Raw genomic sequence first — 13,678 nt, forward strand, 5'->3', positions numbered from 1 at the left:
TGGCTGCCGCAGACTCTCTTCGTCACCGTGTACAACTAAGCCAGACCTCCTGTGCGAACTCGAGACCGGCTCCGGCCTACCCGGGGAACTGACGACCGGCCTCCGGCCTACCCGGCTGTTCGAGCAGGAACAGTGTTGTGATCGAAGATGAGAGTGGTGACGAGGACGATGCAGCTGCGTAAGGCCGACAGACGCCGAACGTCGAGCGGGCGGACGCGGGTGCTCGCGGCCATCGCCGCCGGGCTGGTGCTTCCGCTGGCCGGAGGTGCGATCGTCGCCACCGCGACCGCGACGCCCGCGGTGCACGCCGCGCCCGCGGCTACCGCCCCGGCCCCCACGCAGGCGCCGTCGGGTGCGGTCGTGTCGAGGGTCGACTGGCTGTCGGACCGGCGGGTGGCGCTGTGGGTCGATTCACCGTCGATGGCCACGCCGATTCAGGTGCAGCTGCTCCTCGCGCGTGACTGGAACAAGGACCCGCAGGCGGTGTTCCCGTCGGTGTGGATGCTCGACGGTCTGCGCGCCACCGATCAGGAGAACGGCTGGACGGCCGAGACCGACGCCGAATCCTGGTTCGCGGACAAGAACGTCAACGTCGTCCTCCCGGTGGGCGGACAGTCCAGCTTCTACTCGGACTGGGTCGATCAGGACAACGGCAAGAACTACCAGTGGGAGACGTTCCTGACCAAGGAACTCCCGCCGATTCTCGAACGTGACTGGCGCACGAACCAGACACGCGCCGTCGCCGGGCTGTCGATGGGCGGCACCGCCGCCATGACCCTGGCGGCGCGCAACCCCGGCTTCTTCAAGTTCGCCGGCTCGTTCTCCGGCATTCTCGCCACCACCACACTCGGTATGCCGCAGGCCATCGCCTACGCCATGCAGGACGCGGGCGGCTTCGACGCCACCGCGATGTGGGGCGCACCGACGTCGGATCTCTGGGCGCAACACGACCCGTACGTTCTCGCCGAGAAGCTCAAGGGCACCAGCCTCTACGTCTCGAGCGGCAGCGGATTGACCGGGCCGTACGACCAGCCGTCGGGCATCCCGGGCGTCAGCACCAACTACGCGGGCATGGGCCTGGAAATTCTGTCGCGTCTGACGTCTCAGACCTTCGCGACCAAGCTGAACAAGCTCGGCATCCCCGCCTCGATCAATTACCGGCCGTCGGGCACGCACTCGTGGCCGTACTGGCAGTTCGAGCTCAAGCAGGCGTGGCCGCAGATCGCGACCGCGCTCGGCGTCCCCGCCGACAAGCCGGCCTGCACCATCGCCGGTGGGTTCGCAGCGGTCCAGTCCGCGAACAACTGGCTCGCGGACTGCCTGACCGATTCGTACGCCGTCACCGGCGGCACGGCTCAGGACTTCCGGTTCGGACGGATCTTCTCGTCCAACCTCGGTACTTTCCCGGTGGCCGGCGCGATCGGCGGTGTCTACCAGGGCTACAAGGCCGCGGACGGCATCCTCGGCCTCCCCACCAGCGGCGAGATCGGTGTCGCGGACGGTCGTGGACGGTTCAACTCGTTCCAGAACGGCATGATCTATTGGACGCCGCAGACGAAGGCGCACGCGGTACGCGGTGCCATCCTCGGAGAGTGGGCGGCCCAAGGCTACGAGCGCGGACCGCTGGGCTACCCGGCGGCCGACGAGGTGCAGACACCGAACAAGCCGGGTGCGGTGCAGGGCTTCGAGATCGGCGCCATGTACTACAGCGCGGCCAACGGAACGCACGCCGTCCAGGGCAAGATCATGGACAAGTACGCGAGCCTCGGATACGAGAACAGCGCGCTCGGATTCCCGAAGACCAGCGAGATCGGCGTCAAGGACGGCGGCCGCTTCAACCAGTTCGAAGGCGGCAACATCTACTGGAGCCCCGCGACGGGTGCCTGGGCCATCGAGAACGGACCGATCTTCGACGCCTGGAAGAGCGTGGGCTACGAGACGGGACGACTCGGCTTCGTGACCAGCGACCAGTTCCCGATCGACGGTGGCGTTCAGCAGAACTTCCAGTTCGGCTGGATCACCGTGAAGAACGGTCAGGCGCAGATCTTCCCGTAGAGACCGGCCGGACCGCCCAGGGGCTCAGAGTTCTCTCAGTTCCCCCGGGTAGCGTTCCGGTGATCCGTCGATCGTTGGAAAAGGATGTGTGCGTAGTGAGTTCCCGGATGGTTCGCGTCGTGAGTACGGGCGCATTCGTGCTGCTCGCAGGCGCGTCGCTCGCGGCGTGCGGAAGCGACGACTCCTCGGCGAGCAGCACACCGAGCTTCACGTCCTCGGCGACTTCGGCGGCGGCGGTGACGACGGCCCCGTCGTCCGCGCCGGACGCATCGTCGACCACGCAGGCAGCTCCCACGAGCCCCGGTGCGGCCGCCACGGCGCCGGAGCAGGCCACGCCGGTTCCGAGCGGTTTCCCCGGGCCCACCGAAGCGCCCAACGTCGACGCACGGGGTCAGGCGTTCCTGGCGGAACTGAAGGCCAAGGGCGTCACCGTGGCCGGCGACGGTGAGATCGCCATCTCGACAGCGAACTACATCTGTGCGGCCAAGCAGCAGGGTGTGCCGAACGATCAGATCAGCACGTTCGTGACGGCCAACGTCGGATCCGAAGCGGCCGCCTCCGGCGCGGAGATCACCGCCGAGCAGGCAGGCGCCACCGCACAGACCTACATCGACGCCGCGTCGGCGAAGTACTGCAGCTGATCTCGATGACCACGGGCTCGCGTCGCAAGAGGTCGCCGCTGAAGGTGTTCCTGGGGGTGATCGCCGCCATCGTCGTGGTGATCATCGTGATCGTCGCCCTCTGGTACCTCCTCGCGGGCCGACTGAAGGAGCCGTCACCGGGCCCGGCGCCCGGTCCCGGAAAGCCGCAGTCCCAGCCGGCGAGCTGCCCCGACGTGTTCGTGATGTCCATCCCCGGAACGTGGGAGTCGAACGCCGCCGACGACCCGTACAACCCGACGGCCAACCCGGCGTCCCTGATGCTGAACGTCAGCAAGCCGCTGCAGGGACAGTTCCCTCCGGGCCGCGCCACCGTCTACACCGTCCCGTACGTCGCTCAGTTCTCGAACCCGGTGGCGATCCCGCCGGACGGCCAGGCCTCCTACAACGTCAGCCGCAGCGAAGGCACCACGAAGGCCACCGACGCGTTGGCCAGCACCTACCGGGACTGCCCGCTCACCAACTACGTACTGGCGGGCTTCTCGCAGGGCGCTGTCATCGCCGGAGACATCGCCGCGTCGATCGGCGCGGGCAACGGCCCCGTTCCGGCCGACCAGGTTCTGGGCGTCACCTTGATCGCCGACGGACGTCGTGACGGCACGAGCGGCAACGAAGTCGGTCCGGCCGTCGACGGGACCGGTGCGGAGGTGGCCCTCGGGGGCCTCGATCTGCCCGGCATCACGATGACCGGGCCGCGCCAGGGCGGCTTCGGTTCGCTCGCCGATCGCACCAACACCATCTGCGCGCCGGGTGATCTCATCTGCGCTGCGCCGTCGGATGCGTTGTCGCTGAGGAACATTCCGTCGAGTCTCGCTGCTCTCGTCGGCGCGGCCGGCAATCCGGTGCACGCGCAGTACGCGTCGTACGTCGTGGACGGAAACGGGACCACGGCAACACAGTGGACGGAGCAGTGGGCTGCGGGCTTGATCGAGAACGCGCCCGTCCCGGCCCACTCCTGACTGCGGGAAGGCCGGAGGCCGGTCGGGGTTGACGAGCGCAATTCGAGCGTTACCGGATCGAGACGCTAGAGTGCTCGTTGGCCCGAAGGGGTCCACCTCTTCGTCCCCGGCTTCAGGAGAAAAACACACATGAGCTCTGCCGAAGCGGCACCGCTCCGTAAGTTCCGTTTCGCGGCGGGCGGCGAAGGCAACCCGGCCGAGGGCGGCGCGCGTCGGTTCGTCGCGCTCGCGCAGAAGGCGGAGTCGCTCGGCTACGACAGCTTCATGATTCCGGACCACCTGGGCAACCAGGTCGGGCCGATCGCGGCCCTCGGTGCGTTGGCGGTGTCGACGGAGAAGATTCGTATCGGTGCCGCCGTCCTGGCCAACGGGTTTCGGCACCCGGCCATCCTGGCCAAGGACGTCACGACGATCGACCAGCTGTCCAAGGGCCGCCTCGAGTTCGGTATCGGCGCCGGGTGGATGAAAGAGGAGTACGTCAAGAGCGGACTCCCCTACGAGAGCCCGGCGGTGCGCCTCGAGAAGCTCGACGAATCGCTGACCATTCTGGACACGCTGATGCGCGGCCAGGAATGCAATTTTTCGGGCAAGCACTACCAGATCCACGGACTGCAGGGCAGCCCGCGGCCACGGCAGGGACCGCGGCCGCCGATCGCCGTCGGCGGCGGTGGGCCGAAGATGATGCAGCTGATGGCCAAGCACGCCGACATCGCGTCGCTGGTTCCCAGCACCACGCTCGACGGCAAACTCAGGCTCTCCGAGATCACCTTGGAGAAGAGCATCGAGCGTGTCGAGCAGATTCGCGCTGCGGCCGGAGACCGGTTCGACAAGATCGAACTGAACTGGACCATCTCGATGGTGGTCGTCTCGGACGACCGCGAGCAAACGGCGGAAATGGCTCTCGCAGCCATTGCCAATGGCATGCTGCCGAATATGGAGGTCGACGCCGAGCTGACGGTCGACGACATTCTGCAGTCGCCGTACGCCGCGATCGGGACGTTCGAGGAGATCGCCGAGCAGATCCGAACCGTGCGGTCGAAGACGTCGATGTCCTATGTGGGCGTTTATCCGACACAGATGGAGGCCTTCGCGCCGGTGATCCCCCTCTTGTCCGGCGAATGAGTGCTTGGTCAGCGGCGGTGTCCGCCGAAAGTGCGACACCGTGTCGGTACAATTTTTGTGGTTTGTACAGCGATTCGAGCCAAACGGTTTGGACGACGTACTCGCAGGTAGCCTCTGGTGCGCCACGGTCGAGCACAGCACGGGCAGTTCGAATGTATGAGGCAGTTGGAATGCAGGCGCCGACGAGATCGAAGGCGTGGCTTCGCGACGCTTCGGAGGAGATGAAATGACGAGATCGTTCGACGATTATATCGACGAAAACGGCCAGATCACGATCGCCGAGGGCATGACGCTCGTCCGGCACGTGGAGGGCAACGTCGCGGAGAACGGTGACGCGCTGGCGTACCGCTACGTCGACTTCTCCCGCGAGCGCGACGGTGAAGTTCACGAGCTGACCTGGTCGCAGTTCGGCGCTCGTCTGCGTGCCGTCGGTGCGCGCCTTCGTCAGGTGACGAACCAGGGTGACCGCGTCGCGATCCTCGCCCCTCAGGGCCTCGACTACGTGGTGGCGTTCTTCGGGGCGATTTATGCGGGCACCATCGCTGTTCCGCTGTTCGATCCGGACGAGCCCGGACACAGCGATCGCCTCCACGCTGTGCTCGGCGACTGCGAGCCGTCCGCCATCCTCACCGGCACCAACTCCGCCGCAGGTGTGCGCCAGTTCTTCCGGGCGCTCCCGGCCGCCAAGCGTCCGCGCATCATCGCCGTCGACGCAGTCCCGGACAGCGTCGGCGAGACCTGGACCGAGCCCGACGCCACCCTCGACGACATCGCCTACCTGCAGTACACGTCGGGATCGACCCGGACGCCCGCCGGTGTCGAGATCACCCACCGCGCCGTTGGGGTCAATGCCCTGCAGATGGTCGACAGCGTCGAGATCACCGAGGACTCACGCGGAGTCACCTGGTTGCCGCTGTTCCACGACATGGGACTGCTCACCGTCATCCTGCCCGCGCTGGGCGGCAAGTACATCACCATCATGAGCCCGCGTGCGTTCGTGCAGCGGCCGTACCGCTGGATCAAGGAACTCGCCGCGGTGTCGGACGGAGCGGGCACGTTCGCCGCCGCCCCCAACTTCGCCTTCGAACACGCCGCTCAGCGTGGTCTGCCGAAGAACGGCGAGTCCCTCGACCTGTCCAACGTCATCGGTCTGATCAACGGCAGCGAGCCGGTGACCACCACCTCGATGCGCAAGTTCAACGACGCGTTCGGTCCCTACGGCCTGCCGAAGACCGCGATCAAACCGTCCTACGGCATGGCCGAGGCAACGCTGTTCGTCTCGACCACACGGCATTCCGACGAAGCCAAGGTCATCTACGTCGACCGCGCAGAGCTCAACAACGGCCGCGTCGTCCCGGTCGACGAGAACGCCGACGGTGCCATCCCGCAGGTCTCGTGCGGTTACGTCGCGCGCAGCCAGTGGGCAGCCATCGTCGACGCCGAATCGGGCTCGGAAGTGCCGGACAATCACGTCGGCGAGATCTGGCTGCACGGACAGAACATCGGCCGTGGCTACTGGGGACGCGAGAACGAGACGTCCGAGACGTTCCACAACAAGCTGGTCTCGCGTCTCGAGACAGGAAGCCACGCCGACGGTGCCGACGACGACGCCAACTGGATGCGCACGGGCGATTACGGCGTCTACGTGGACGGCGAAATCTACATCACCGGTCGCGTCAAGGACCTGGTGATCGTCGACGGCCGCAACCACTACCCGCAGGACCTCGAGGCGTCCGCTCAGGAGTCCTCCACCGCGCTGCGTCCCGGGTTCGTCGCGGCGTTCTCGGTTCCGATGAACCAGCTCCCCGAGTTCGTGTTCGAGCACGGCGGCAGCGGACTCCGTCGCGACCCCGAGGACGGTTCGGAGCAACTCGTGATCGTGGCCGAGCGTGCGCCGGGCGCAGGCAAAGCAGATCCGCAGCCGATCGCGGACACCGTCCGAGCGGCGATCTCGATTCGCCACGGCGTGACAGTGCGCGACGTGCTGCTCGTCCCGGCCGGCTCCATTCCGCGCACCTCGAGCGGCAAGATCGCGCGGCGGGCGTGCAAGGCGGCGTACATCGAAGGCACTCTTCGCGGGGGGTACACGCAGACTGCGTTCCCCGACAGCGTCGACGAGTGACGTTTTTTCTTTCCGACTGGTTGGGTGGGTTCAGTGGCTGACGACAATAATTCCGGGGACATGACTGTCGCGCAGCTGCGTGAGTGGTTGAGAAATTGGGTGGCCGACGCGACCAATCAGTCGGCCGACGACATTTCCGACGACCGCCCGATGGAGGAGTTCGGACTCAGCTCCCGCGACGCGGTGGCGCTCAGCGGTGAGATCGAAGAGCTGCTCGGTGTCACACTCACCGCGACGGTGGCCTATCAGCACCCGACCATCGCCTCCCTGGCAACACGCATCATCGAGGGCGAGCCGGAGTCCGAGTCCGGAACCACCGACGACGCCTTCTACCTGTCCGGGCCGTCCGACCGGTCGCACGACATCGCCATCGTCGGTCTCTCCACCCGCTTCCCCGGCGCCGGCTACACCCCGGAGTCCATGTGGGAAATGCTGGACGAGGGCCGCGACGGAATCTCCGACCTTCCCGACGGTCGCTGGTCCGAATTCACCGGCGACGCTCGACTGGCCGAACGCATCGCGGCGACGGTCACCCGCGGTGGCTACCTGGACGACGTCAAGGGTTTCGACGCGGAGTTCTTCGCAATGTCCCCGCGTGAAGCGGTGAATGTCGATCCGCAGCAACGTCTTGCGCTCGAACTGACGTGGGAGGCACTCGAGAACGCACGCATCCCCGCGAGCGAACTCAAGGGCACGCAGGTCGGTGTCTTCATCGGCACCTCGACCAACGATTACCAGATGATCGTGGTCAGCGACCCCGAGCCGCATCCCTATGCGCTCACCGGCAACTCGACCGCCGTGGTGGCGGGCCGGGTGTCCTACTACTTCGACTTCCGCGGCCCGTCCATCGCACTGGACACCGCCTGCTCGTCGTCTCTCGTCGCCGTGCACCAGGCCGTGCAGAGTCTGCGCAGTGGTGAATCCAGCGTCGCTCTCGCCGGCGGCGTGAACATGCTTCTCTCGCCCTTGCCGACGCTCGGTTTCGGGCAGACCGGCGTCCTCGCACCCGACGGCCGGATCAAAGCATTCTCGTCCGACGCCGACGGCATGATCCGTTCCGAGGGCGGCGGTCTCGTCGTGCTCAAGCGCCTCGAAGACGCTGAGCGAGATGGAGATTCGATCCTCGCCGTCATCGCCGGGTCCGCGGTCAACCAGGACGGCCGCTCCAACGGCATCGTCGCCCCCAACCCCGACGCACAGGCGGACGTGCTGCGCTCGGCGTACCGCGACGCCGGCATCGTCCCCACCGGGGTCGACTACATCGAAGCCCACGGCACCGGCACCATCCTCGGCGACCCGATCGAGGCCGACGCCCTCGGCCGTGTCGTCGGCCGCGGACGTGACGCGGACAAGCCGGCCCTGCTCGGTTCGGCCAAGACCAACTTCGGACACCTCGAATCCGCCGCAGGCGCAGCAGGTTTGATCAAGGTCGTCCTCGCGATGCAGAACGACCGGCTCCCGAAGTCGTTGAACTACGCCGGCCCGAACCCGTACATCCCCTTCGACGACGCGCACCTGCGGGTCGTCTCCGAAGGTGCGTCGTGGCCCCGGTACTCCGGCAAGGCCGTGGCCGGGATCTCCGGCTTCGGCTTCGGCGGGACCAACGCGCACGTGGTGGTGACGGAGTACGTGCCCGGCTCGTCTGTTGCTGCTTCTGCCCCTGTTGCGACTCAGGGGCACCCTGATACCGCTGGATCGACCGAAGGCGCCCCTCGGTCGGAAGCCGGGGTCGAATTCGACCCCGCCGCAGTCGATCCGGAAGCCGCGATCAACGACGCGGTGGTGACGGAGGACGAGGGCGCTGTAGTGCCCGCGCCCGCCGCCGCTCCCGCCGCGCCTGCCGCATCGATTCAGGGTGCCCTCGAGTCGGAGCAGCGAATGGTTCTGCTCGCCGTGTCGGCCTCGATGCCGTCCCGTCGGCGACGTGCCGCTGCCGAACTCGCGGATTGGCTCGAAAGCGAAGAGGGAAGCAACACCCCACTCGCCGACGTCGGTCGCTCGCTCGCCAAGCGCAACCACGGCCGTTCTCGCGCAGTGGTTCTCGCGTCGAGTCGCGCGGAGGCGATCTCCGGGCTGCGCGCGGTGGCCCAGGGCAAGCCGGGACCCGGTGTGCTCTCCGCGGACTCGCCGGCGTCCAACGGACCCGTGTGGGTCTTCTCCGGCTTCGGCGCGCAACACCGCAAGATGGCGAAGGACTTCTACGGATCCGAGCCGGTGTTCGCTGCCGCGTTCGACCGTGTCGACGCCCTGATCGAGGACGAGGCAGGATACTCCATCAAGGAGATCGTGCTCGACGACTCGCTCAACTACGAGTTCGAGAACTCACAGGTCGGCATCTTCGCGATCCAGGTCGCGCTCGTCGAGACCCTCTACGCCTACGGTGCGGAACCCGCTGCGGTGGTGGGCCATTCGATGGGTGAGGTGGCCGCGGCGTACGCGTCGGGCGGGCTGAATCTCGAAGACGCTGTGCGGATCATCTGTGCACGCTCGCGCCTGCTGGGTGAGGGACAGGAAGGTCTCGGCGACGCCGAAGCCGGCGCCATGGCGCTGGTCGAGTTCTCCGCCGCCGAGGTCGTCGAGTTGGCCGAGCAGTTCCCCGGTGTCGAGGCGAGTGTGTATGCGGCGCCGACACATACGACCGTCGGCGGTCCCGCTGCGCCGGTGCAGGCACTGGTGGATCACGCCGTGTCGCTGGGCAAGATGGGCCGCATTCTCGATGTTCGCGGCGCCGGCCACACGTCGGCCGTCGACCCCTTGCTGGGTGAGCTCTCCGCCGAGCTGATGGGTATCGAGCCGTCGAAGCTTCGCGTCGCCGCGTTCTCGTCGGTGGACGAGGGTGCCTTCTACAAGGCCGGACACGAACCGATTCACGGCGTGGACTTCTGGGTCAAGGGCATGCGGCACTCGGTCTACTTCACGCAGGCCGTCCGCAATGCCGTGGACTCGGGCTACACAACCTTCGTCGAGTTGTCGCCGAATCCGGTGGCGCTCATGTCGATTGCCGCGACCGCGTGGGCCGCAGGGGTTCCCGACGCGACACTGGTGCCGACGCTCAAGCGCAAGGAGCGTGAGCCGGACACCTTCCTGACCGCACTCGCCGAGCTGTACGTCCGTGGTCACGCCGTCTCGCTTCCGGTTCTGTTCGGGGACGGTGCGTATGCACCGATTCCGCGTACGTCGTTCGTGCGCAAGCCTTTCTGGATCCAGACGACGGTCAGCGTGTTGACGGCGTCCGCTGCGCCCCTTCCGGGTTCGCACGTAGCGCTCCCCGACGGCAGGCACGTCTTCGAGGCGCAGGCCGGTGCGGTCACGAGCATCGACGCTCTCGTATCCGCAGCTGCCACGCAGGTTCTGGCCGACGTCACCGTCGGTGCGGTCGTCACCCGCGGCGGGGTGCCGACGTCGGGAACGCTGACGACCACCCTGACGCCGCATCCCGGCGGTGCCTCGCTGACGGTGCACTCGCGCACCGGCTCGGATTTCGTGCTGCTGGCCGACGCCGTCGTGACGGCAGGGCCGGCAGTGGAATCGACTGCGCCCGCAGCGGTTGCGGCGCCGAGCCTGTCGAGTTCGGAACTGTCGGACACGGTGGAGCAGGAACCGGAGGTGGTCGACGACTTCGCCGATCGGTGGGATCCGAACGGCGATCAGTCGCTCGAGGACCGGCTGGCGCTGATCGTCGCCGAGTCGATGGGATACGCCCCCGAAGACCTCCCCGCCGAAATTCCGCTCGTCGAGCTCGGTCTGGATTCGCTGATGGCGGTGCGCATCAAGAACCGCGTCGAATTCGAGTTCGAGATTCCGCAGCTGCAATTGGCGGCCGTCCGTGACGCGAGCTTGAAGGAAGTGGAGAAGTACCTCCGCTACGCCGTCGAGAATCGTGAAGAGGTCGAGGCGCTGGCGGCTCAGCAGAAGCTCGACGCCGAGGCCGAAAAGGCAGCGGAAGCCGAGTCGGACACCGCGTTCGAGTTCGCCGACACGACCGCCCCGGCAGAAGCCGAGGCCGAGCCCCCCGTCGCCGAGACGCCGGCTGCATCCGTCGCCAGCGATGCCCAATCCTTCAGCGAGGCAGCGGGCACCGACGTCGCGCCGCGCGATGCGGCCGAGCGCCTGACGTTCGCGACGTGGGCCGTGGTGACCGGCGAGTCGGCCAAGGGAATCTTCAATACCCTTCCCGTGCTGGACGATCCGACGGCGGAGAAGCTCGCGGAGCGTCTCAGCGAGCGTGCCAAGGGCGAGATCACGCTGGACGACGTCCTGGACTCGGAGACCATCGAAGCGCTCGCGAACGTGGTGCGTGAGCATCTCGAAGCGGGTGACGTGGTCGGCGTCGTGCGCACCCTGCGTGGACGCGACGAGGGTTCGGATGCCGTGCCGGTCTTCGTGTTCCATCCGGCAGGCAGCTCGTGCGTCGTCTACGAGCCGTTGCTGCGTCGTCTCCCGGCGGGAACTCCGATGTACGGTCTCGAGCGGATCGAAGGCTCCATCGCCGAACGCGCCGCTGCGTATGTGCCGATCATCCGCGAGATCCAGGGCGATGGTCCGTACGTGCTGGTGGGGTGGTCGCTCGGTGGTGTGCTGTCCTACGCCGTCGCGCAGCTTCTGCGCGAGCAGGGTGCCGACGTGCGCGTCGTCGGGTTGATCGACACCGTCATGCCCTACGAGCCGATCCCGGACACCCCGGACGAGATCGAGCTGCGGTGGAAGCGGTACGCGAAGGTCGGCAAGAAGCTTTACAACGTCGACTACCCGCTGCCGTACGACAAGCTCGCCAAGGCCGACGACGACGGTCAGATCCGCATCATCATGGACCTGGTCAAGCTCAGCAGCGCGCAGATTCCGAGCGGCATCATCGAGCACCAGCGCACGTCGTGGCTCGACAACCGTGCCATTCAGACGGCGTCGCCGACGGTCTACGACGGTGACGTGACGCTGTACATGGCGGACAAGTATCACGACGACGCCATCGCCCTCGAACCGCGACTGGGCAAGCGTCACGAGCACGGTGGCTGGGGTGAGTACGCGCCGAACCTCGAGATAGTTCACGTCGGAGGCGACCACCTCGCTATCATCGACGAACCGTTCATTGCCAAGGTGGGGGCCGATCTGGCGGGCAAATTGCAGGGGCTTACTGCGTCGATGGCGGCGCAAGGAGGAGAGTCGCACTCGTGACCTCGACGACTGCCGGCAAGCTGGCGGTACTGCACGACAAACTCGAACTCGCTCGCGAACCCGCCGGGGACGCTGCCCTGGCCAAACGCGCCAAGAAGGGCATCCCGAGTGCGCGTGAGCGCATCACGATGCTTCTCGACCCGGGTTCGTTCGTCGAAATCGGTGCCCTGGTCCGCACGCCCGGCGACCCGAACGCCCTGTTCGGCGACGGCGTCGTGACCGGGCACGGAACCATCGACGGCCGTCCGGTCGCCGTCTTCTCCCACGACCAAACCGTCTTCGGCGGAACCGTCGGCGAGATGTTCGGTCGACGCGTCGCGCACATCATGGAGTTCGCGGCCAACATCGGCTGCCCGTGCATCGGCATCAACGATTCGGGTGGCGCGCGGGTTCAGGACGCCGTGACGTCGCTGGCCTGGTACGCCGAACTGGGCAGGCGACAGGAACCACTGTCCGGTTTCTGCCCCCAGATCTCGGTGATTCTGGGCAAATGCGCCGGCGGCGCCGTCTACGCACCGATCAACACCGACGTCGTGGTCGCCACCGAAGAGGCGTACATGTTCGTGACCGGGCCGGACCTGATCAAGTCCGTCACCGGCGAAGACGTCAGCCTCCACGATCTCGGCAGCGCGCGTCAGCAGGCCGAGAACGGCAACATTCACCACGTCGCGAAAGACGAAGCAGCAGCCTTCGATTGGGTGCGTAAGTACCTGTCGTTCCTGCCGTCCAACTGCACGGCGGAGCCGCCGATCGTCAACGAAGGTCTCGAACCCGAGGTGACGAGCTACGACCTCGAACTCGACACGTTCATGCCCGACTCGGACAACGCCGGGTACGACATGCACGACATCCTGCTGCGCATCTTCGACGACGGCGACTTCCACGAGGTCAACGCGCAGACAGCCACCAACGTCATCGTCGGGTTCGCGCGTGTCAACGGCCGTCCCGTCGGTGTGGTCGCGAACCAGCCGCTGATGCTCAGCGGGTCACTCGACGCCGCCGCATCGGACAAGTGCGCCCACTGGATTCGGCTGTGCGACGCGTACAACATCCCGCTCGTCTTCGTTGCGGACACACCCGGCTTCCTTCCCGGACTCGATCAGGAGAAGCAGGGCGTCATCAAGCGCGGCGGCCGCTTCATCTTCGCGTACGCCTGCGCCTCCGTTCCCAAAGTCACTGTGGTGGTACGTAAGTCGTACGGCGGTGCCTACGCGGCGATGGGATCCAAGCAGCTCGGAGCCGACGTCAACCTCGCCTGGCCCACCGCCCGCATCGCCGTCATGGGCGCGGAAGGTGCCGTCAGCATCATGGCGCGCAAGCAGCTCGCCGAGGCCGGTGACAACGCCGCATCCGTGCGCCAGGGCTTCATCGATTTCTACAACGAGCACATTGCGACGCCCTGGATCGCTGCGGAGCGTGGCTACATCGACGCGGTCATCGAGCCGTCCGCGACGAGGCTGGAGATTCGCCGGGCGCTGAATCTGCTGCGGGACAAGACGGTGGAGCCGAACCCGAGGAAGCACACGCTGTTCCCGATCTAGTGCGGTCTGCCGGCCCCCGTCCCTGGCCTGGTTTGGACCCAATGTGAC

The 13,678-nt window shown here is 66.8% G+C and carries 7 protein-coding genes; all 7 read left to right on the top strand.

Annotated elements, in window-relative coordinates; translation table 11 throughout:
• Positions 1-168 precede the first annotated feature (168 nt).
• Positions 169-2,055 (top strand): alpha/beta hydrolase-fold protein, encoded by a 1,887-nt coding sequence (locus tag AC59JP_RS11575; protein WP_497325927.1) that lies wholly within the window; start codon positions 169-171, stop codon positions 2,053-2,055.
• Between the two features lie 107 nt (positions 2,056-2,162).
• Positions 2,163-2,696, top strand: coding sequence for a DUF732 domain-containing protein (locus tag AC59JP_RS11580; RefSeq protein WP_497326477.1), 534 nt, complete (start codon positions 2,163-2,165; stop codon positions 2,694-2,696).
• Positions 2,696-3,673: a cutinase family protein gene (locus AC59JP_RS11585; RefSeq protein WP_497326478.1), complete on the top strand. Its 978-nt coding sequence runs from the start codon at positions 2,696-2,698 to the stop codon at positions 3,671-3,673. The genes AC59JP_RS11580 and AC59JP_RS11585 overlap by 1 nt, the downstream gene beginning before the upstream one ends.
• 129 nt (positions 3,674-3,802) lie before the next feature.
• Positions 3,803-4,795, top strand: coding sequence for an LLM class F420-dependent oxidoreductase (locus AC59JP_RS11590; protein ID WP_497325928.1), 993 nt, complete (start codon positions 3,803-3,805; stop codon positions 4,793-4,795).
• 226 nt (positions 4,796-5,021) lie between these two features.
• Complete coding sequence (gene fadD32 / locus AC59JP_RS11595) at positions 5,022-6,917, top strand: long-chain-fatty-acid--AMP ligase FadD32 (RefSeq protein ID WP_497325929.1); 1,896 nt, start codon at positions 5,022-5,024, stop codon at positions 6,915-6,917.
• A gap of 60 nt (positions 6,918-6,977) precedes the next feature.
• Positions 6,978-12,089, top strand: a complete 5,112-nt coding sequence (gene pks13 / locus AC59JP_RS11600) for a polyketide synthase Pks13 (RefSeq protein ID WP_497325930.1) — start codon at positions 6,978-6,980, stop codon at positions 12,087-12,089.
• A complete protein-coding gene (locus AC59JP_RS11605; protein ID WP_497325931.1) occupies positions 12,086-13,630 on the top strand; it encodes an acyl-CoA carboxylase subunit beta in 1,545 nt (514 codons plus the stop codon). Before pks13 ends, AC59JP_RS11605 begins: the two co-directional genes overlap by 4 nt.
• Positions 13,631-13,678 lie beyond the last annotated feature (48 nt).

The sequence above is a fragment of the Rhodococcus sp. 320_ES genome (genome assembly GCF_059691855.1).